Origin of the sequence: Roseivivax isoporae LMG 25204 (genome assembly GCF_000521865.1) — a bacterium.
GTDB classification, from domain to species: Bacteria; Pseudomonadota; Alphaproteobacteria; order Rhodobacterales; family Rhodobacteraceae; genus Roseivivax; species Roseivivax isoporae.
On sequence record NZ_JAME01000006.1, the window covers coordinates 1 to 20303 of the forward strand.

General features: G+C 70.7%; 22 protein-coding genes, 1 other RNA gene and 1 pseudogene. 11 read left to right on the forward strand and 13 right to left on the reverse strand.

Annotated elements, in window-relative coordinates; genetic code table 11:
- The 6 genes and pseudogenes from RISW2_RS05000 to RISW2_RS05025 all read right to left on the reverse strand — a co-directional run.
- Nucleotides 1-353, reverse strand: a pseudogene (locus RISW2_RS05000) (hypothetical protein); the annotation flags it as partial.
- 10 nt (nt 354-363) lie between these two features.
- Nucleotides 364-867: a protein TolR gene (gene tolR, locus RISW2_RS05005; protein ID WP_043767445.1), complete on the reverse strand. Its 504-nt coding sequence runs from the start codon at nt 865-867 to the stop codon at nt 364-366.
- A 1-nt stretch (nt 868) separates the two neighbouring features.
- Entirely contained in the window at nt 869-1564 is a 696-nt protein-coding gene (gene tolQ, locus RISW2_RS05010) for a protein TolQ (RefSeq protein ID WP_043767449.1), read from the reverse strand.
- A 194-nt stretch (nt 1565-1758) separates the two neighbouring features.
- Nucleotides 1759-2151 carry a tol-pal system-associated acyl-CoA thioesterase gene (gene ybgC, locus RISW2_RS05015; RefSeq protein ID WP_043767452.1) on the reverse strand — a complete coding sequence of 131 codons (393 nt, stop codon included), beginning with the start codon at nt 2149-2151 and terminating at the stop codon, nt 1759-1761.
- A 43-nt stretch (nt 2152-2194) separates the two neighbouring features.
- Complete coding sequence (locus RISW2_RS05020) at nt 2195-2842, reverse strand: hypothetical protein (RefSeq protein WP_084615258.1); 648 nt, start codon at nt 2840-2842, stop codon at nt 2195-2197.
- 70 nt (nt 2843-2912) lie between these two features.
- A complete protein-coding gene (locus RISW2_RS05025; protein ID WP_043767455.1) occupies nt 2913-3893 on the reverse strand; it encodes a DMT family transporter in 981 nt (326 codons plus the stop codon).
- A gap of 149 nt (nt 3894-4042) precedes the next feature.
- Between RISW2_RS05025 and RISW2_RS05030 the strand changes: the two genes are divergently transcribed.
- Genes RISW2_RS05030 through RISW2_RS05040 form a run of 3 tightly spaced genes read left to right on the forward strand, consistent with a single transcriptional unit; the run spans nt 4043 to nt 7030 of the window.
- A complete protein-coding gene (locus tag RISW2_RS05030; RefSeq protein WP_043767458.1) occupies nt 4043-4984 on the forward strand; it encodes an ABC transporter ATP-binding protein in 942 nt (313 codons plus the stop codon).
- Entirely contained in the window at nt 4981-5742 is a 762-nt protein-coding gene (locus RISW2_RS05035) for an ABC transporter permease (RefSeq protein ID WP_043767462.1), read from the forward strand. Before RISW2_RS05030 ends, RISW2_RS05035 begins: the two co-directional genes overlap by 4 nt.
- Nucleotides 5743-5797: 55 nt before the next feature.
- Nucleotides 5798-7030 (forward strand): MFS transporter, encoded by a 1233-nt coding sequence (locus tag RISW2_RS05040; RefSeq protein ID WP_043767465.1) that lies wholly within the window; start codon nt 5798-5800, stop codon nt 7028-7030.
- Nucleotides 7031-7033: 3 nt separating this feature from the next.
- On the opposite strand, the gene RISW2_RS05045 is transcribed toward RISW2_RS05040, so the two are convergent.
- Complete coding sequence (locus RISW2_RS05045; RefSeq protein ID WP_051491812.1) at nt 7034-8629, reverse strand: sodium:solute symporter; 1596 nt, start codon at nt 8627-8629, stop codon at nt 7034-7036.
- An 87-nt stretch (nt 8630-8716) separates the two neighbouring features.
- On the opposite strand from RISW2_RS05045, the gene RISW2_RS05050 reads away from it, so the two are divergent.
- Entirely contained in the window at nt 8717-9598 is an 882-nt protein-coding gene (locus RISW2_RS05050) for a 50S ribosomal protein L11 methyltransferase (protein ID WP_043767468.1), read from the forward strand.
- A 126-nt stretch (nt 9599-9724) separates the two neighbouring features.
- Nucleotides 9725-10066 (forward strand): hypothetical protein, encoded by a 342-nt coding sequence (locus RISW2_RS05055; protein WP_043767471.1) that lies wholly within the window; start codon nt 9725-9727, stop codon nt 10064-10066.
- Between the two features lie 187 nt (nt 10067-10253).
- Here the strand turns inward: RISW2_RS05055 and RISW2_RS05060 are convergent, their stop codons facing one another.
- Nucleotides 10254-10463 (reverse strand): DUF1127 domain-containing protein, encoded by a 210-nt coding sequence (locus RISW2_RS05060; RefSeq protein ID WP_341872005.1) that lies wholly within the window; start codon nt 10461-10463, stop codon nt 10254-10256.
- Nucleotides 10464-10796: 333 nt separating this feature from the next.
- Between RISW2_RS05060 and ruvC the strand changes: the two genes are divergently transcribed.
- From ruvC to ruvB, 3 genes are read left to right on the forward strand one after another with little or no spacing between them, the layout of a single operon-like run.
- Complete coding sequence (ruvC, locus tag RISW2_RS05065) at nt 10797-11294, forward strand: crossover junction endodeoxyribonuclease RuvC (RefSeq protein ID WP_084615267.1); 498 nt, start codon at nt 10797-10799, stop codon at nt 11292-11294.
- Nucleotides 11291-11965 carry a Holliday junction branch migration protein RuvA gene (gene ruvA / locus RISW2_RS05070; RefSeq protein ID WP_043767477.1) on the forward strand — a complete coding sequence of 225 codons (675 nt, stop codon included), beginning with the start codon at nt 11291-11293 and terminating at the stop codon, nt 11963-11965. Before ruvC ends, ruvA begins: the two co-directional genes overlap by 4 nt.
- A complete protein-coding gene (gene ruvB / locus RISW2_RS05075) occupies nt 11962-12987 on the forward strand; it encodes a Holliday junction branch migration DNA helicase RuvB (RefSeq protein ID WP_043767480.1) in 1026 nt (341 codons plus the stop codon). Before ruvA ends, ruvB begins: the two co-directional genes overlap by 4 nt.
- Before the next feature lie 7 nt (nt 12988-12994).
- Here the strand turns inward: ruvB and hemE are convergent, their stop codons facing one another.
- Complete coding sequence (hemE, locus tag RISW2_RS05080) at nt 12995-14020, reverse strand: uroporphyrinogen decarboxylase (RefSeq protein ID WP_043767483.1); 1026 nt, start codon at nt 14018-14020, stop codon at nt 12995-12997.
- A gap of 98 nt (nt 14021-14118) precedes the next feature.
- On the opposite strand from hemE, the gene hemC reads away from it, so the two are divergent.
- On the forward strand, nt 14119-15078 hold the full coding sequence (gene hemC, locus RISW2_RS05085) for a hydroxymethylbilane synthase (RefSeq protein ID WP_043767487.1): 960 nt from the start codon (nt 14119-14121) through the stop codon (nt 15076-15078).
- Nucleotides 15079-15086: 8 nt separating this feature from the next.
- Here hemC and RISW2_RS05090 read toward each other — a convergent pair whose 3' ends face one another.
- Together RISW2_RS05090 and nudC are read right to left on the reverse strand one after the other, a co-directional pair.
- On the reverse strand, nt 15087-15551 hold the full coding sequence (locus tag RISW2_RS05090; protein WP_043767490.1) for an SRPBCC family protein: 465 nt from the start codon (nt 15549-15551) through the stop codon (nt 15087-15089).
- A 58-nt stretch (nt 15552-15609) separates the two neighbouring features.
- On the reverse strand, nt 15610-16581 hold the full coding sequence (gene nudC, locus RISW2_RS05095) for an NAD(+) diphosphatase (RefSeq protein ID WP_043767492.1): 972 nt from the start codon (nt 16579-16581) through the stop codon (nt 15610-15612).
- Nucleotides 16582-16888: 307 nt separating this feature from the next.
- Here nudC and RISW2_RS05100 point away from each other — a divergent pair, with 307 nt between their 5' ends.
- Both RISW2_RS05100 and ffs read left to right on the forward strand, forming a co-directional pair.
- A complete protein-coding gene (locus RISW2_RS05100) occupies nt 16889-18727 on the forward strand; it encodes a 5'-nucleotidase C-terminal domain-containing protein (protein ID WP_051491813.1) in 1839 nt (612 codons plus the stop codon).
- A gap of 48 nt (nt 18728-18775) precedes the next feature.
- Nucleotides 18776-18872, forward strand: an RNA gene (ffs, locus tag RISW2_RS23900) — signal recognition particle sRNA small type.
- Between the two features lie 18 nt (nt 18873-18890).
- On the opposite strand, the gene RISW2_RS05105 is transcribed toward ffs, so the two are convergent.
- Entirely contained in the window at nt 18891-19406 is a 516-nt protein-coding gene (locus tag RISW2_RS05105) for a protein-tyrosine phosphatase family protein (RefSeq protein WP_043767494.1), read from the reverse strand.
- A 3-nt stretch (nt 19407-19409) separates the two neighbouring features.
- Nucleotides 19410-20240: a KPN_02809 family neutral zinc metallopeptidase gene (gene ypfJ / locus RISW2_RS05110; protein ID WP_043767496.1), complete on the reverse strand. Its 831-nt coding sequence runs from the start codon at nt 20238-20240 to the stop codon at nt 19410-19412.
- Nucleotides 20241-20303: the final 63 nt, after the last annotated feature.

A 20303-nucleotide genomic window follows, 5' to 3' on the forward strand; every position in this document is an offset into this window, starting at 1 on the left:
TCGTCCTGCACGTCGGCCTGCGGCGGCATCGGCACCGCCTCGGGCACGGTCTCGGGCTCGGGCTGCGGCGCGGGCTCGGGCTGCGGCGGGGTCTGCGCCTCGGGCTCGGGCGTGGGCGGCTGGATCTCCGGTGCCGGGGCCGGTTCGGTCTCGGGCACCGGCGGCGCGGTCACGTCCTGCGTGCTTTCGGGCGGCGCGGCACGCTCGCTCAGCGCGGCGAATTCCTGCTCCGAGAGGACCGACACGTCCTGCACGCGCACCGCGTCGGGTTCGGAGCGGAACACTCCGCCGAACAGCACCCAGAGGATGAGCGCCGCGTGCGCCGTACCCGAGATTGTGTGGCCCGTGTGCATGGGCCGCTCCTCAGTTCCCCGTTCCGGCCGGCGCGAGCTGCGGGCCGCCGTCGAGCGCGGGCCCGCCGAGGTCCGTCACCAGCCCGATCGACGTGAAGCCGCCGGCATTGAGCGCGCCCATGACCTGCGCGACGCTGTCGTAGCTGACCGCGCCGTCGGCGCGCAGGTAGACGCGGTCGTCCGACCGTTCCGCCGCGATGGCGCGCAGCCGGCCCACCAGTTCCCCGCGCGGGACCTCGGTGGTCATGATCGTCACGGTGCCGTCGCTGGCCACCGTCACCGTCAGCGGCTCCTCGTTGTCCGAGGGCAAGGCCGTCGCCGCCGTCTTGGGCAGCTCGACCGGCACTCCCACGGTCAGGAGCGGCGCCGCAACCATGAAGATGATCAGCAGCACCAGCATCACGTCCACGAAGGGCGTGACGTTGATCTCGGCCATGGGCTGCGCGCCGCCACGGCGATGCCGCCTGCGGCGCCCGCCGCCTCCGCCGCCCTTCTTGATGACCGATGCCGCCATGTCAGCCGTCCAGCTGGCGCGAGAGGATGGTCGAGAACTCGTCGGCGAAGGCCTCGTAGCCGCCGATGAGGCGGTCCGCGTCGGCCGAGAGCTTGTTGTAGAAGATCACCGCAGGGATGGCCGCCAGCAGGCCGAGGCCGGTGGCGAGCAGCGCCTCCGCAATCCCCGGCGCCACGACCACGAGGCTGGTGTTCTGCTCGGCGGCGATCTCGATGAAGGCGTTCATGATGCCCCAGACCGTGCCGAAGAGGCCGACGAAGGGCGTGGTGGCGCCCACGGTGGCCAGCACCGGCAGGCCGCCCTGCAACGCCTCGGCCTCCTTCTGGATCGCCACGTCCATCGAGCGGTCGATGCGCGCCTGCGCGCCGGCGATCAGCCCGCCGTCATCGCGGTGCGACCGGCGCCATTCGCTCATCCCCGCGGCAAAGACCCGTTCCGAGCGCCCGTCGGGATCGACGCCGATCTCGTCGAAGAGCTCGTCGAGCGGCTCGCCCGACCAGAACGCGCGGTCGAAGCGCGCCGCCTCGCGGCGTGCCGCGCGGTACATGATGATCTTCTGCACGATGATCGACCACGACCAGAAGGAGGAGAGGATCAGCGCGATCATCACCAGCTTCACCGTGAACGTGGCGCGCATGAAGAGCGCCCACATGGAGAAATCGATCTCCTGCGCGAGCGCGAGGGTTTCCGTTTCCATAAGCCTGCTCGTTTTCCTGCGGCCTCTTGGCGTCGGGCCGCGTTTCGCACATGATTCTAGCCGAATTGCCAGCCCGACGCCAACACATTGGCGTCAACGCGCGCGACGGCACCCCCGGACCGGCGCGTTGCCGCCGGGCGGGCGGACTGACACGGGAAACCGCTTGCAGGCCCGGGCGCCGCGCGCCCCGCGACTCAGTGGACGCGGCGGCGCACCGCGTCGGGCAGGCGCACCGGGTGCCCCGACAGCGTCAGGCACACCACCGTGACCTCGGCGCGGAACAGCACCTCGCCCTCGCGCAGCACCTCCTGCGCCATGACGAGCCGCGCGCCGGTGATGGCGCGGGTGACCGTGCGCACGGTGAGCGCGTCGTCGAACTTTGCCGGCATCAGGTAGTCCGCCTCGACCCGCCGCACCGCGAACACGATGCCGTCGCGTTCGCGCATGGCGTTCTGGTCGATGCCGAGATCCCGCACCCAGGCCGAGCGCGCGCGCTCGATGTAGCGCAGGTAGTTGGCGTAGTAGACGATCCCCGCCATGTCGGTGTCCTCGTAGTAGACGCGGACGGCAAAGTCGTGCGGGCTCATGGGGATCTCCTCGTGGGTGTCGGGGGGCCGGCGGCGCGGAGGCTCACGCCGGCCGTCCCGCGGCGATCCGCGCCGAGAGGCGCAGCGCGTGGGCCGGGTCGTCGCTGACCGCGGGCAGGACCGGATCGTAGGCGGCGCGGATCACCGCCGCGATCTCGGGCCGCAGCAGCACGTGCCCGCCCTCCGTCCGCCCGAGGGCCGAGCGGTCGGTGAAGGCGGTGTCGGACCACAGGAGCATCGTCTGCGTCACCTGCACCAGCGCCAGCGTGTCGGCCGGCACCGCCGACAGATCGGCATCCATCCGCAGGAAGACGAAGCAGGCGCGGATCGCGCCGCCGGCGTCGAAGCGGAACACCCGGTACTGGTTGGCGCCCGTGGCCTCGAGCCGCGCCACGAGGTCCGGCAGGCCCTCGATCAGCCGGTCGAGATTCGGCACCTCGGGCAGTTCGGACCATTCGCGGAAGAAGAACACCATGAGGTTCGCACCGAGCTCGGGATCGGTCTCGGCGATCTCGTGACCGGCGAGGGTGCACACCGCCTCGAGGGCGCCCTTGACGGTCGCCAGCGTCGCGTCGTCGACGCCGAACACCACGGGCGCGATCGGACGGCCCCAGCGCGCGCACAGGAACGTGCCGTCCGACCGGGTGAAGAGCGCCTCGATGTCCTCGGGCGGAATGATGTCGTCGGCCATGGTCCTGGTGCCCTCCTGTCGGGCCTGCCCCTGCCACGGCGGCAGGGCCAAGATCAAGCAGCGTGCGCCCTCAGCGCCGGAACGGTCGCGTGCGTTGCCCGGGAGACGGGCGCCCGAGCCGCGCCTCGCGCAGCAGCACGAAGAGACCGGCGCCGACGATCAGCGCGCAGCCCGCCCAGGTCTCGGCTGCGGGCCATTCGCCGAAGATCGACCAGCCCCAGACGATGGCGAGCGGCAGGCCGAGATATTCGAAGGGCGCGATCACCGACACCGCCGCCATGCGGTAGGACGCCGACAGGCAATAGCCGACGAAGCCAGACATGATGCCCACGAGCAGGAACGTCGCCCAGTCCTCGGCCGGCGGCCAGACCCACGCCCGGAGCAGGAACTGCACGCTGTCGTTGCCACTCCCCTCGGCGAAGCGGCCGTCGCCCGCCACGAGGAACATGAGCGCCGAGACCACGAGGAACGCGCTCTGGATGTAGATGGCGAGCGCGACGGCGGAGCTCTTGACCCCGAGCCTGCGGGTCATCACCTGCAGCATCGCGTAGAGGAACGCCGCGAGCACCGGCAAGAGAAGCACGAGCCGCGGCACGTCGCCCGGCAGCGCGCCGAAGGGCTGCTGCATCACGAGGACGCCCGAGAACCCCACCGCCACCGCGCCGAGCCGCAGCGCACCCACCCGCTCGCCGAGCAGCGGGATCGACAGGAGCGTGATGAAGAGCGGCGCGACGAAGAAGAGCGCGGTGGCGAGCGCGAGCGGCAGCGCCGCCACCGCGGCGTAGAAGGTCATGTTCGCCGCCACCACGAGGAGCCCGCGCAGCGCGTGCAGGCCCGGCGTGGCGGTGCGCAGCGCCGCGATCCCGCCCGAACGCGACAGCAGCACGAGCATCGGCAGGATGCCGATCGCCGCGCGGATGAACACGATCTGGTGCAGCGGGTAGCCGCCCGACAACAGCTTGATGACCATGTCGTTGACGGAGATCGCGGTCACCCCGAGCGAGATGAGCAGGATGCCGAGTGCCGGCCGGTCTTCGACGGGATGGGTCATGGACCCGGCTTAGCCCGGCGTGCGGGCGGGCACCATGGGGGCCGTGCCGACCCGCGCGCGACGATGCACAGGCGGGACGCCCTCGACGCACATTGCCTTTCGCCCGCCCGCGGCTAGGCTGCACCCCCTGCGGAACGAGAGGGCGCGACATGCAGGCCATGGTGGAAATCGCGGACGCGCGAAAGACGTATGCCGGCGGCTTCGAGGCGCTGAAGGGCGTCTCGCTGGACATCCGGAAGGGCGAGATCCTCGCGCTCCTCGGCCCGAACGGCGCGGGCAAGACCACGTTGATCTCGTGCATCTGCGGGCTCGCGGTGCCCACGGGCGGCGCGATCCGCGTCGGCGGCCACGACGTCGTCGACGAGTACCGCCGGGCGCGCAACCTGATCGGCCTCGTGCCGCAGGAGGTCAACCTCGAGCCCTTCGAGAGGGTGTGGAACACCGTCCGCTTCACCCGCGGGCTCTTCGGCCGGCCGCGCGACGATGCCCGGCTGGAGGACATCCTCCGGCGCCTGTCGCTCTGGGACAAGCGCGACGCGAAGATCAACGAGCTCTCGGGCGGCATGAAGCGCCGCGTCCTGATCGCCAAGGCGCTGAGCCACGACCCCGAGGTGCTGTTCCTCGACGAGCCCACCGCCGGGGTCGACGTCGAGCTGCGCCGCGACATGTGGGAGATCGTGGCGGGCCTCAAGGCCCAGGGCACCACGATCATCCTCACCACCCACTACATCGAGGAGGCCGAGGCGATCGCGGACCGGATCGGCGTCATCGCCCGCGGCGAGCTCCTGCTGGTCGAGGAGACCGCTGCGCTGATGGCCCGCATGGGCCGCAAGGAGCTGCGGATCGAGCTGTCGTCGCGGCTCGACGCGGTGCCCGCGGCGCTGTCCGGCTTCGACCTCGCGCTCGAGGAGGACGGCTGGACGCTGGTCTACGCCTACGACCGCTCGGCGGAACGCACCGGCATCGCGCGGCTCATGTCCGCCATGGGCGACGCCGGCATCGTCCTGCGCGACCTCAGAACCCATCAAAGCTCGCTCGAGGAGATCTTCGTCGACCTCGTGCACGGCGAACGCTCGGAGGGCGCGGCATGAACTGGACGGCGATCGCGGCGATCTACCGCTTCGAGATGGCACGTTTCTTCCGCACGCTGCTGCAGAGCTTCGTGTCGCCGGTCATCTCGACCTCGCTCTACTTCGTGGTGTTCGGCGCCGCGATCGGCAGCCGGATCGAGGAGGTCGAGGGCGTGAGCTACGGCGCCTTCATCGTGCCCGGCCTCATCATGCTGTCGGTCATCACGCAGGCGATCTCGAACGCGTCCTTCGGCATCTACTTCCCGAAATTCATCGGCACGATCTACGAATTGCTGTCCGCGCCGATCAGCTTCCTCGAGATCGTCATCGGCTACGTGGGCGCGGCGGCGACCAAGTCGCTCTTCATCGGCGTGGTGATCCTCGGCACGGCGGCGCTGTTCGTCGACCTGTCGATCGCGCATCCCTTCGCCATGCTGGCCTTCCTCGTGCTCACCTGCCTCAGCTTCGCACTTCTCGGCTTCATCATCGGGATCTGGGCGTCGAATTTCGAACAGCTGCAGCTCGTGCCGCTGCTCATCGTCACGCCGCTCATCTTCCTCGGCGGGTCGTTCTACTCGATCTCGATGCTGCCGCCGGTCTGGCAGACCATCGCGCTGGCCAACCCCGTCGTCTACCTGATCTCGGGCTTCCGCTGGTCGTTCTACGGGCTCGCGGACGTGCCGGTGGCGGTGAGCCTGTTCGCGATCGCCGTCTTCACCGCGATCTGCCTCGGCGTGATCTGGTGGATCTTCCGCACCGGCTGGCGCATCCGCAACTGAGGGCTTGCCATCGTGGCGCTCGCCTATTCCGCGGAAAGGCCGTAATCGGGTCCGCATGACACGGATCGTTCCCCTTGGCGAAGCGCGGTCGCTGCCGGTCTGGCAGCGCCCGCAGACGCTTCTGTTCCTCATGGCCATCGCCATGCCGCTCAGCTTCGCCACGTGGTCGGCGCTCCTGAACAACTTCGTCATCGACCGGGCGAACTTCGACGGCGCGGATATCGGCTGGCTGCACTCGGTGCGCGAGATCCCGGGCTTCCTCGCCGTGGGCGTGATCGCGGTCATCATCTTCATGCGCGAACAGACGCTGGCGCTGGTGTCGCTGGCGCTTCTCGGGGCAGCGACGGCGGTGACCGCGTGGTTCCCGAGCCTCGCGGGCATCCTCACGATCACCATGCTGTCCTCGATCGGGTTTCACTACTACGAGACGGTGAACCAGTCGCTCCAGCTGCAATGGCTGCCCAAGGACCGCGCGCCGCAGATGCTGGGCTGGCTCGTGGCTGCGGCCTCGGCCGCGACGCTCGTGGCCTACGTCGCCATCGTCATGACCTGGGACGCGCTCGGGCTCTCCTACAACGCGGTCTACCTCGCCTCGGGGGGGCTCACGCTGCTGATCGTCGGATGGTGCGCGCTGATGATGCCACATTTCGAGGCGCCGAACCCGCAGGTGAAGCGGTTCGTGCTGCGCCGGCGCTACTGGCTCTACTACGCGCTGCAGTTCATGTCGGGGGCGCGGCGGCAGATCTTCGTGGTCTTCGCGGGCTTCATGATGGTCGAGCGCTTCGGCTTCGAGGTGCACGAGGTGACCTCGCTCTTCCTCGTCACGCTGGTCGCCAACATGGTCTTCGCCCCGCTCATGGGCCGTGCCGTGCACGTCTTCGGCGAGCGGCGCACGCTCCTCGTGGAATATGCAGGGCTCGTGGCGGTGTTCCTCGCCTATGGCGGCATCTACTGGTTCGGCTGGGGCGTGGTGCTGGCGGCGGTGCTCTACGTGCTCGACCACCTGTTCTTCGCGCTCGCGCTGGCGCTCAAGACCTACTTCCAGAAGATCGCCGATCCCGGCGACATCGCTCCCACCGCCGCGGTCGCCTTCACCATCAACCACATCGCCGCGGTGTTCCTGCCAGCGCTCCTCGGGTATGTCTGGCTGACGGCGCCGCAGCTCGTCTTCGCGCTCGCCGCCGGCATGGCCTCGGTGTCCTTCGCGCTGGCCCTGATGATCCCGCGTCACCCCTGCCCCGGGCACGAGACGGTGTTCGCCGGCGCGGTGCCCGCGCCGGCGGAGTGAGGATCACCAGAACAGGACCAGGATCGCCAGCATCGACGCGGCGAGCAGCCACGCCCAGATCTTGACGTTGGCCCAGATCGGGGCGTCGTCCGACAGCGCCATGGTGGCCATGTCCGGCGTCCAGGTGGCGCCCTCGACCTCCTCGTCCTCGTCGTGGCTGGTGTTCAGGCTGACGATCACGAAGATCGCGCAGCTCACCGCCGTCATCAGGCCCACATTCGCGGTGAAGTGGATCGGCCAGATCCCCACCTGCGTCAGGATGAAGACGCCGATCGCGATCAGGTGCCCGCCCCACAGCGTGATGAAGGCCGCGCTGTTGGTGCCGCGCGTCCACAGCGCACCGAGGACGAAGATCGCCACGACCGGCGGCACGAGGACCGAGAACATCTGCTGCAGGTAGTCCCAGAGACCGCCCATGTCCGCGATGAAGGGCGCCCAGACGACGGCGATCACCATCAGGACCAGCGTCGTGATCTGGCCGATGCGGCGCTGCTCGCGCTCCTCGCGCTTGCCCACGTCGAGGAAGTCGTGCCCGATCAGCGTCGAGGACGAGTTGAGCGTCGAGTCGACGCTCGACATGATCGCGGCCACGAGACCGGCGAGGACGAGGCCGGTCAGGCCCGCCGGCAGGACGGTCGTGGTGATCGTCGGGAACACCATGTCCGCGTTCGAGAGGTCCGGCACCACGGTGATCGCCATGGCGCCGGGCAGGACCATGATGAACATCGGGATGATCTTCAGGAAGCCGCCCAGGATCGCGCCCCGCTGCGCCTCGCGCAGGTCGCGCGCACCGAGGACGCGCTGCACGATGTACTGGTTGGTGACCCAGTACCAGAACCCCAGGAGTGGCACGCCGAAGAACAGACCGGTCCACGGCAGCGTCTCGTCGGACAATGGCTGAACGAGCCGCAGATGGTCGGGATCGGGCATGCTCGCCTTCACCTGTTCCCAGGAAAAGCCCATCTGCCCGAACAGGATGAAGGTCATCGCGGCGCAGCCGAGGATCAGCACCACGGCCTGCAGCACGTCGGTGTAGACCACCGCCTTGAGCCCGCCGCCCGCGGTGTAGAGCCCCGCGAAGATGCCGAGCGCAACGCAGGTCTGCCAGATCGGGATGCCGGGAAAGAAGGTCTTGACCACCACGCCGCCGGCATAGAGGCCGCCCGCGGTGTCGACGATGACGGTCAGCACGATCGTCACGCCCGAGAAGTAGAGCCGCGCCCGCCGGTCGAAGCGGCGCTCAAGCCATTCCGGGATCGTCGTCACCTTGGCCTTGAAGAAGAGCGGCGCAAAGATGAAGGCCAACGCGATGAGCGGGATGCCCGCCATCCACTCGTAGGCCGACGTCGCGATACCGGTGGTGTAGGCCGCCCCTGTGAGGCCGATCAGCGTGGTGGAGGAGATATTCGAGGCAAAGAGCGAGAAGCCCACGACCCCCCAGGTCAGCGTCCGCCCTGCAAGGAACAGGTCCTCCCCCGATTCCGTCCGTCTCGACACCCAGACGCCGATGGCGATGACGACGAGAAAGTAGAGTACCAGAACCGTGATATCGAGACTGGTGATCGCGCCCGAGACCGCTTGCGACGCACCTTCTTCCATGAAACAACCCTCCCTGATCCGAAGCGCAGGGACACAACCGGGAAGTGCAGAGGTCGGTTCCCGCAATATTTGCAAAGGTTTGATCCCATGGCGACATTCACCGCGCTGACCACGCTCCGGGGCCGCGAGGCGGCAGAGGCGCTTGGCGAGGCCATGGAGGCGCTCGATCCCGAACCGACCGGCGTGGGCGTGTTCGAGATCGAGGACGGCTCGGGTCTCTGGGAGGTCGGCGGCTATTTCGAGGACCGTCCCGACACCGCGGGACTGGCGCTTCTGGCCGCCGCCTACGAGGCGGCACCGTTTGCCGTGTCCGAGCTTCCCGAGACCGACTGGGTCGCCAAGGTGCGCCGCGAATTGTCGCCCGTCGAGGCGGGCCGCTTCTTCGTCTATGGCAGCCACGACGCCGACCGGGTGCCCGAGGGGTCGATCGCGCTGCTGATCGAGGCGGCGATGGCATTCGGCACCGGGCACCACGGAACGACCCTCGGCTGCCTGCGCGCGCTCGACCGGCTGGCCGAGGCCGGCATGCAGGGCCGCTCGGTCATCGACGTGGGCTGCGGCACAGCGGTCCTTGCCATGGCGGCCGCGCGTCTGTGGTCCGACACGCTACCGGGTCCGGTCCTCGCTTCGGACATCGATCCCGTGGCGGTCGAGGTCGCGGCGGCGAACGTCGCGGCGAACGGGCTCGAGGGCCGCGTGAGCTGCCTCGAGGCCACCGGGTTCGACCATCCCGACATCGCCGCTGCCGCGCCCTTCGACCTCGTCTTCGCCAATATCCTGATGGGTCCTCTGATCGACCTCGCTCCCGCGATGGCGGGCGCCACGGCATCGGGCGGCATCGCGATTCTGTCGGGCCTGCTCAACCCGCAGGCCGACGCGGTGATCGAGGCCTACCTGGCTTCGGGCTTCACGCTGCGTCACTCCGAAATCGTCGGCGACTGGACGACACTCACCCTCGAACGCGCCTGACCGTTTCCAATACTGGGGCAACCCCGTGGCGAAGCGCCTCAATGCCGCCCAATTCCAGGTTTAATCAAAGCCTGTTAGATAAAGAACCGGGTGTTTTCCGGTCATGTGTGTGTGCAAGAGGTAACCATGGACGACTCTCTGAAGAATTTCGAGAAGCGGCACAGGGACATTAGACGCAAGCATCGCCGCCTCGCGCGCGGCTACGTCACCCGGCTCCAGCCCAACGGTACGATCGTTCATGAACCCAGCCGCGACGTCTCGGGCGTCGTCGCCTGGCCGCTCATGCTGCTCGTCGCCACGTTCTTCGGCTTCAAGGCACTGCTGCTCGCGCAGCTCGGCGCCGAGACCTACGCGAGCCACCTCGCCACGCTCTCGCAGGGGAACTTCGCCGAACAGGCGGGCGCCGTCATCATGGGCGCCGACCCGCTGACCCGCGCGATCATCGCCATCGCCGGCGCGATCGTCTGAGATCGCCTGCGACCGCACCGCGCGCTCGGCGCGGTGCCACCCCGCCTGCGCGCGACGCCGGAGCCGGGGCATTCCCCGTCACGTCGGCTGGCCGCGTGCACCCTGTCCGATCGATCCCCGGAAACGAGACGGGGCCGCGTCCCCCCCAGAAACGCGGCCCCGGTCGTGTCGGTCCGTGCGTCGCGCCTCAGCGGCGCGAGACGCGGAGGATGTCGCTGCGGGTCAGCCCGATGTCGTCGAGTTCGCGGTCCGACAGGCTCGACAGCAGCCGCTCGGTGCGGCGGGCATCGCGCCAGTCCACGAGGGCGGCGTAGGCAGAGGCGATCACGGCGCCGACGCGGCCTGCGACGGCGGCGGCGGCATGGTTGGTGCGCGGGGGCGTGTAAATGTTCATCATCTCGGGGGTTCCACGATTGGCGTTGTTGCGGGCGGTTTCACTACCTTGATGCGCAGTTAGTAGGCGTCCTGAAAACTCTCAAGATCGAAAAACCGCATGCGTCCCTTGCAGTTTCTGCATGGCAGCATTCCCGCCATATGTCTGAAATTTTTGTAAAAATCCGGATGACCCAGATCCGGCCCCGCGTCGCGTCGCGCCCGGGATGCGAAGCGTCGCAAACAGGCGACGACACGCCGGCCATCCAAGGGGGCTTGGAGGATGTTCGCCTTTCGTGCTAGTCCTCGCGCAGCTACGGCACAACAAGAACACCTCGACAGGGCGCGGGCGGCAGTGATCAGGATACTTGGAATCGACCCGGGGTTGCGCAACCTCGGCTGGGGTATCGTGGAGGCGGCGAATGGCCGCCTGCGCCACGTGGCGAACGGCGTGTGCCATTCGGGCACCGGGGAACTCGCGACGCGACTGCTCGAGCTGCACCGCCAGCTGACCGCCATCCTCGTCGAACACCGACCCGAAACCGCCGCCGTCGAACAGACCTTCGTCAACAAGGACGCGGTGGCGACGCTCAAGCTGGGGCAGGCCCGTGCGGTGGCGCTGCTGGTGCCCGCCTCGTTCGGGCTCGATGTCGGCGAATACGCCCCGAACAAGGTCAAGAAGACCGTGGTGGGCGTGGGCCACGCCGACAAGCGGCAGGTCGAGCACATGGTGCGCATGCAGCTGCCGGGCGTGCAGATCGCGGGGCCCGACGCCTCGGACGCGCTGGCCGTCGCCATCTGCCATGCCTTCTACATGCGTGCGCCGCGCGTGCCCCTGGCGGAGGCGGGCGCATGATCGGGCGCGTCGCGGGCCGCATCGTCTACAAGGCGGACGATCACGTGCTGATCGACACGGGCGGCGTGGGCTACGTGGTGTTCTGCTCGGACCGCGTGCTGGCCGGGCTCGGCGCCCCGGGCGAGGCGACGGCGCTCTTCACCGACCTCATGGTCCGCGAGGACCTGATGCAGCTCTTCGGCTTCCCGACGCTGGTCGAGAAGGAATGGTTCCGCCTCCTCCTGAGCGTGCAGGGCGTGGGCGCCAAGGCGTCGCTCGCGATCCTGGGTGCGCTCGGCCCCGACGGCGTGAGCCGCGCCATCGCGCTCGGCGACTGGACCGCGATCAAGGCCGCGCGCGGCATCGGCCCCAAGACCGCGCAGCGCGTGGTGAACGAGCTCAAGGACCGCGCGCCCGCCATCATGGCGATGGGCGCGGGCCCCATGGCCGTGCCGCCACCGGTCGCGGCGACGGGGACGGAGCCCGCCTCGACCGCCCCCGCGGCGCCGCGATCCGCGGCGACACCCTCGGGCGGCGCCGCGCAGTCCGAGGCGCTGTCCGCCCTCACCAATCTCGGCTACGGGCCGGGCGAGGCCGCGGGCGCGGTGGCGCAGGCCGCCGGTGACGCGCCCGACGCCGACACCGCGGGCCTCATCCGCGCGGCGCTGAAGCTCCTGGCACCCCCGGCATGAGCGGCTCCGACCCCACGCTCAGGCCCGAACCGCTGGCCGAGGACCGCGACCGCGCGCTGCGGCCGCAGATGCTCGACGATTTCGTGGGCCAGGCCGAGGCGCGCGCGAACCTGCGGGTGTTCCTGCAATCCGCCCGCTCGCGCGGCGAGGCCATGGACCACACGCTGTTCCACGGACCGCCCGGCCTCGGCAAGACGACGCTTGCCCAGATCCTCGCGCGCGAGCTCGGCGTGAACTTCCGCATGACCTCGGGTCCCGTGCTGGCCAAGGCCGGCGATCTCGCCGCGATCCTCACCAACCTCGAATCCCGCGACGTCCTCTTCATCGACGAGATTCACCGCCTGAACCCCGCGGTCGAGGAGGTGCTCTATCCCGCGATGGAGGATTACGAGCTCGACCTCGTGATCGGCGAGGGTCCCGCCGCGCGCACCGTGCGAATCGAGCTGCAACCCTTCACGCTGGTGGGCGCCACCACGCGGCTCGGGCTTCTGACCACGCCGCTGCGCGACCGCTTCGGCATCCCGACGCGGCTCAACTTCTACACTGTCGAGGAACTCGACGCGATCGTGACCCGGAACGCGACCAAGCTCGGCGTGCCGGCGGAACCGGATGGCGCGCGCGAGATCGCGCGGCGTGCCCGCGGCACGCCCCGCATCGCCGGGCGGCTCCTGCGGCGGGTGGTGGATTTCGCGGTCGTCGAGGGCGACGGCGTCGTGACGCGCGCGCTTGCGGACAATGCGCTCACCCGTCTCGGCGTCGACGGGCTCGGGCTCGACGGTGCGGACCGGCGCTACCTGCGTCTCATCGCAGAAAACTACGCCGGCGGTCCCGTGGGGATCGAGACGATCTCGGCCGCCCTGTCGGAAAGCCGCGACGCCATCGAGGAGGTGATCGAGCCCTACCTGCTGCAGCAGGGCCTGATCCAGCGCACGCCGCGCGGCCGGATGCTCGCACAGAAGGGCTGGTCGCACCTGGGACTGCCGGCGCCGCGGGCGCCGGGCCAGTCCACGCTATTCGACTGAGCCAGGCTCAGCCGCGGATCGCCTCGATCATGCGGCTGACATTGTCGGGATCCGCATCGGGCGTGATCCCGTGGCCCAGGTTGAAGATGTGCGGCCCGCCCGAGAACGCCTCGACCACCTTGCGCGTCTCCGTCACCAGGGCGTCGCCGCCGGTGACCATGTGCCCCGGCGCGAGGTTGCCCTGCACGCAGCCCGACACCTGCACGTTGGCGGCAGCCCAGTCGGGCGCCACGTGGTCGTCGAGCGCGACGCAGTCCGCGCCCGTCGCCGCGTGGAAACCCACGTATTTCTCGCCCGCCTGGCGCGGGAAGGCGATGACCGGAACGCCCGGGTGACGCCGCTTCAGCGTCTCGACGATGATGCGCGCGGGCTCGGTCGCGTAGCGGTCGAACTCCTCGCCCGCGAGCGACCCGGCCCAGCTGTCGAAGACCTTGACCACCTCGGCGCCGGCCTCGATCTGGCGCGAGAGATACTCGATCGTGCCCTCGGTGATCTTGCCCAGAAGCTGCTCGAAGAGCGGACGGTTCGCGTTCTTCAGCGCGTGCGCCGGCCCCTGGTCCGGCGTACCGCGGCCCGCGATCATGTAGGTCGCGACCGTCCAGGGCGCGCCGGCAAAGCCGATCAGCGTCGTCTCGGCGGGCAGTTCCCGCCGCAGGATGCGCACCGTCTCGTAGACGGGCGACAGCGTCTCGTCGATGGCGTGCACGGGCTTCAGCGCCGCGAAGTCGTCTTCGGTCGTGACCGTGGACAGCCGCGGCCCCTCGCCCGTCACGAACCACAGGTCCGCGCCCAGCGCCTGCGGCAGCAGCAGGATGTCGGCAAAGAGGATCGCCGCGTCGAAACCGTAGCGCCGGATCGGCTGCAGCGTGACCTCGGCAGCGAGTTCCGGGTTGTAGCAGAGCGACAGGAAATCGCCCGCCTTCTCGCGCGTGGCGCGGTATTCCGGAAGGTAGCGCCCCGCCTGCCGCATCATCCAGACCGGTGGCACGGCCCATGTTTCGCCCGCCAGGGCACGCAGGATGGTCTTGGTCATCGGGGCTCCTTCGGTCGGCACCCGCCCGTGGTCGGACACGGGCGGCGAAGTGTCAAGCATGCTTGTCACGTCCGCGCGGCCCCTCTAAGCCTTTGCGCATGAGCGACACGAAGCCCTCCCCCGACGCGCCCCTGAAGATCGGCACCCGCGGCTCGCCGCTGGCGCTGGCCCAGGCCCACGAGACCCGCGACAGGCTGTCGGCCGCGCACGGATTGCCCGTGGCCGCCTTCGAGATCGTGGTCATCAAGACCACCGGCGACGACCGCGCGCTGATCGACGCCGACCGCCCGCTGAAGGAGATCGGCAACAAGGGCCTCTTCGTACGCGAGATCGAGCAGGCGATGCTGTCGGGCGACATCGACATCGCCGTGCACTCGATGAAGGACATGCCCGTCCTGCAACCCGAGGGGCTCGTGCTCGACTGCTACCTGCCGCGCGAGGATCCCCGCGACGCCTTCCTCTCGCCGGGCTACGACGGCATCGCCGCGCTGCCCGCGGGATCGGTCGTGGGCTCGTCCTCGCTCCGCCGCCGGTCGCAGGTGCTGCACCGCCGGCCCGACCTCAGGGTGGTGGAATTCCGCGGCAACGTGCAGACCCGCTTGCGCAAGCTGCAGGACGGCGTGGCCACCGGCACCTTCCTTGCCCGCGCCGGCCTTAACCGTCTCGGCATGACGGACCTGCCGCACAGCCCCATCGCGCCGGAGGACATGCTGCCCGCGGTCGCGCAGGGTGCCATCGGGATCGAGCGGCGCAGCGACGACGACGCGACGGCGGCGCTTCTCGCGGCGATCCACGACAGAGCCACCGGCGAGCGGCTCGCGGCCGAACGCGCCTTCCTCGCGGCGCTCGACGGCTCGTGCGAGACGCCGATCGCGGGCCTCGCAGAGATCGACGGCGACGTCCTGACGCTGCGCGGCGAGGTGCTGCGCCCCGACGGGTCCGAGGCACATTCCGGATCGCGCACCGGCAGCGTCGCCGACGGCCCCGATATGGGCCGCGACCTCGCGCGCGAGCTTCTCGACCGCGCGGGTCCCGGCTTCTTCGACTGGATGCGCTGAAGCGGGCCTCAGCCCTGCTTGAGCCGCGCCTCGAGGTCGCGCGCGTAGTCCGACGCGCGCGCCTTGACCTTCCGCTCCGCCCGCGTCCGCGCCAGTTTCAGCGACTGCACGAGGAGCCGCGCCGACAGCGTCTTCGGCAGCAGCGTCAGGTCGCCCGCGATGCGCGTGCGCGTGCGCGACAGCGCCACGAGGTCCAGGACGCTGCGCACCTCGAGGCCGCCCGACACGCTGTCGAACACCATGCGGTTCGGCGGGTCGTATTCGGTCAGGGTGATCGTCGCCTCGCGCGGCTTGCCGCGGAAGGTGAACACCGTGCGCCATGCCATGCCCGGCCCCGGCTCGGCCCGCGCGTCGATGCGCTCGAGCTCGAGACCCCGGCGCATGGCCGAGCGCTCCAGCGCGCCGAAATCCGACAGCGCGGCAAAGACCTGTTCCTGCCCGCCCTCGATGTCTTCCCGTACCGAAAACTGCATCCTGCCGACGCCCTTCCCGTATCTCTTGCCCGTACCGCCCCGGGAGCGGACTGTCGCGTCAATCCAGCCGGTCCGCAAGCCAGTTGCGCAGCAGGAAGCGAGCGATCGCGCCCTCGCGCGCCGGCCTGAGCCCCGGATCGCTGCCGTCGAAGGACAGCGCCACGTCCTCGCGGCTGACCCAGCGCGCATCCTCGATCTCCTCGGGGTCGACGTCGATCTCCTCGCTCAGCGCCTCGCCGTGGCACCCGATCATCAGCGAGGCCGGGAACGGCCATGGCTGGCTGGCGAGGTAGCGCACCCGCCCGACCCGCACGCCCGTCTCCTCGAAGACCTCGCGCCGCACCGCCGCCTCGACCGTCTCGCCCGGCTCGACGAACCCCGCGAGGCAGGAATACATGCCCTCGGGCCAGGCCGGCGCCCGGCCGAGCAGCGTCCGGTTGCCGCGCGTCACCAGCATGATGACCACCGGGTCGGTGCGCGGGAAATGCCGCCTGCCGCAGGCCGGGCAGTGCCGCTGCCAGCCGGCCTCGGCCACGTCGCTCTTGGCGCCGCAACAGGCGCAGAACCCGTGCGTGCGGTGCCATTCAAGAAGACCCCGCGCCGTTGCGGCAAGTTCCGCGTCCCGCGGCGAGAGCCACGTCATCGCCCGGCGCAGTTCCACGAAGCGCTGCGTCTCGGGCAGGCCGGGATGACGCTGCTCGGAGGCATCGACGAAGGCGCCGACGGTCGTGGTGTCGTCGTCCTCGGGCGTCCAGCCGGAGAGGTCCGCGGCGAAGCGCGCCGCGCCGCCCTCTCGCCCCAGCAGGATGTCGATGTGCGCGCCCTCGAGCGCAGGGTGGTCGAGCGGCAGCCGCACCAGCGTCGCCGCCCCGTCCGGACCGGGCTCGAGCAGCGGCTTGCCCCGCCACAGGACCACCGCCGCGGCCGCCGGGTCCGCCCGCAGCGCCGCGACCGCCTCCGCGTCGCGCCGCAGCTCCGCCGCCCGGTCCAGCGCCGATCCTCCGAAGGTCACCTCTTCCGCGTGTCGCATGCCCTGCCCCGTCCTCGCGTTCCCTGGCCACAGGCATGTCACGTCCCCGCGGCGGAGGCAATTTGGCGGCGCGCCGGGCCCGTGCCGCGCGGCGGCGGTGCGCAGTTGTCCTGCGACACATCTGGCGATTGCATCGCGGGCCTCGCGCAGCTTATCTTGGATGTATCGCGGCCCGTTTCCCCAGACGGCGCCACATGACGCAAGCCTTTGATCTGCCGACGGAAGGGGACCGCATCCTGCACGTGACGCGCGCCCGGGTGACATGACTGAGCGGGGCCGGACCGGATCGTCAGCGGATGCGGGACACGTGCATCTGCGCATCCTCGCCACGACCGACCTGCACATGGCGCTCGCCGCGTGGGACTACCTCGCGGACCGCCCGGCACCGCTTTCCGGGCTCGCGGCCCTCGCGCCGCTGATCGAGTCCGCCCGCGCCGAGGTGCGCAATGTCCTGCTGCTCGACAACGGCGACCTGATCCAGGGCGGCCCCATGGGCGAGATCGCCGCAAGCCGCGCCGTCACCGCCGGCGCGGGCACCCATCCGGCGATCGCCGCGCTCGATGCGCTGGGATACGACGCGGCGGGGCTCGGCAACCACGACTTCAACTACGGGCTCGACATCCAGCGGCGCATCTACGGCGCGGCGTCGTTCCCGGTGGTGCTGACCAACGTGACGCCCACGCCCCTCGCGCCGCCGGTGGCGTTCCGGCCGCACGCACTGCTCGATCGGCAGGTGATCGATGCCGAGGGCGCGCGCCACCGGCTACGCATCGGGATCCTCGCATTCTGCCCGCCGCAGATCCTGCGCTGGGACCGCGCCCACCTGCGGGACCGCGTCACCGTCACGCCGATCCTCGAGGCCGCGGCCGCGGCGATCCCCGCGCTGCGCGCCGCGGGCGCCGACATCGTCGTGGCGCTGTCGCATTCGGGCCTCGGCAGCGGCGCCCCGCCCCGGACCGAGGCGGAGGCCGAGAACGTCACGCTCGCGCTCGCCGAACTGCCGGGCCTCGACGCGGTGATCGGCGGGCACGACCACGTCGCCCACCCGCAGGACGTCGGCCCCGGGACGCCACTGCCCGCAACCGGCCCGCCGGTAGTGGGGCCGGCCGCGAACGGGGCGGCGCTCGGCGTCGTCGACCTGACGCTCGCGCGCGACGCGGGCGGCTGCTGGCGCCGGATTTCCGGCTCCGCGCACCTGCGCAGCCCGGACCACGCCACCGCGACAGGGCAGGACCGGACGATCACGGCGCGACGGCTCGCCCGCGCCATCGCCGACGACCATGCGCGCACCCGCGCCGCCATGGCCCGCGACATCTGCCGGCTTCCCGGCCCGCTCACCACCTACTTCGCCGCGGCGGGCGACGGGCGCGCCGCGAACCTCCTGGCCGACACCCTGCGCCGCGCCGCCGCGCCCGTGGTCGCGCGCCACGACCCGGACGTGCCGCTGCTCGTCTCGGTGGCGATCTACCGCGCCGGCGGCCGCGCCGGGCCCGACAACTACCTCGACATTCCCCCGGGCCGGCTCGCGGCGCGGCACGTGGACGCGCTCTGCCCCTTCGCGAACGCCCTCACGCTGCACCGCGTCACCGGCGCCTTCGTGGCGGCGTGGCTCGAGCGCGCCATGTCGGTCTACGCGACGCTGCGCCCCGGCGCCGAGGACACGCCTCTCGTCGACCGCCGCTTCGCGCTCTACGACCTCGACCTCCTGCACGGGCTGACATGGCGGGTCGACCTCGCGGTGCCGGCACGGCACGGACCCGATGGCGCGGTGGTCGCGCCGGGCGCCACGCGCGTCAGCGATCTCGCGGTGGAGGGCCGCCCGGTCCGCGACAGCGACCGCTTCCTCCTCCTGGCCAACAGCTACCGCGCGGCGGGCAGTGGCGGCTTCCCGGAACTGGCGCCCGAAAGCCTCGTGGCCGAGGTCACCGCCAACGCGCCCATCCTCCTCGCCGACACGCTCGCCCGTCACGGCACGGGGCCGCTGCGGCCCGAGCTGCCCTTTGCCTTCCGCCCGGCCGGGGGCGCGCGCGTGCTCTTCGAGACCGGGCCGGGCGCCCGCGCCCATCCCGAGCTCGCGCACGCGCTCGGCCTTGCCGAGGCCGGCGCGGACGACGCGGGCTTCGTGCGCTACCGCGGCCGGCTCTGACGCCCCGGGGGGTTGCGAATCCGGTCCCGTCCGCCTATCTGAGGGATCGAGAGGTTGGTGCGGGCAAGCGCCTCGCCAACCCGGTCAGGTCCGGAAGGAAGCAGCCGTAACGAGACCCGCTTGGGTCGCTCTCCAGCCTCTCACCCTTCCCCGCATCGCCGCGTCAGGATGTCCGTGCCCGGACAAACCGCGCGGCGCCGCGGTCGGCGCGGTTTGCCCAGTCCATCTGCGCCGCGGTCTCGACCGCCCCGGGCACCACCCCCCGCAATCGCTCCAGTGCCTCGTCCGGCGCCTCTCCCGCCTCGATCATCAGGCGCAGCGCGACCATTCCCGACCGGCCACGGCCGGCATGGCAGTGCACCAGCACCCGGCCCCCGCCCATGAGCGCGCGCCGGGCAAAGGCGCTCACCTCGGGCCAGCGCGCCATGAACGCGTCGTCCGGCACGCCCATGTCAGCGACCGGAAGGTGCACCCAGCGCGTCGCCCGTTCCTGCAGCTGCGCGCCGAGCGCCTGCGCCCCCACCGCCAGCATCTCGACCTCGGTGGTCAGTGACACCACCACCGCCGGCGTCCAGTTCAGAACGTGGCCGAGATCGCCGCGGTAATCGCCCGACGCGCCCGGCAAGGGCGCCAGCGCCAGGATCCCGCCACCGACCGGAAGGGCGTGGATGACCGTCATCGCTCAGGGCTCCCGCACCGTGAAGGTGTCGCAATCCTCGATCACGCCCGAGCGGTAGCCGGTCGCGAACCAGCGCGCGCGCTGCTCGGACGTCCCGTGGGTGAAGGTGTGGGGCTGCGGCACCCGGCCGGCGCGCGCCTGCAGCGTGTCGTCGCCGATCTGCCGGGCCGCGTTCAGCGCCTCTTCCAGGTCGCCGGGATCGAGCATGCCGCGGACCCTGCCCGCCCAGATGCCGGCGAGGCAGTCCGCCTGCAGCTCGAGCCGGACGGTCAAGGCGTTGGCCTCGGCCTCGCCCACCTCGGCCCGGCGGGACGCCACCGCCCCGAGAATGCCGAGCTCGTTCTGGATGTGATGGGCGACCTCATGGGCAATCACGTAGGCCGCTGCGAGGTCGCCGCCAGCGTCCAGCCGCTGCTCGAGCACCGCGAAGAATTCGGTGTCGAGATAGGCCTTCTCGTCCGCCGGGCAGTAGAACGGGCCCGTGGCGCCACTCGCCGTGCCGCAGGGCGACGGCGTGACCCCGGCGAACAGCACGAGGATCGGCGGCGCGTAGGCGATGCCCACCTGGTCGGGCAGCACCTCGGACCAGACCTCTTCGGTGGTCGCGAGCACGCGCGCGGCGAAGGTGCCCGCCTGCTCCTCCGCGCGGGTCAGCTCCCGCGGGACCGCCGCGCCGCGCGCGTCGTCGATCAGCGGCATCACGTCGATGCCCGCGAAATACCCGATCGCGAGAACGATCAGCAGGCCCACGCCGCCGATGCGCGTGGCTCCTCCGCCACCGCCCCGGCGTCTGTCCTCGACGCGTACACTGCGCCGCACACCCCTCAACCGCATCGGGTTCCCCTCCGTTGCGTGGGCGATGATAGCCAGTGATCCCTGTCCGGGACAGTCCCTTGT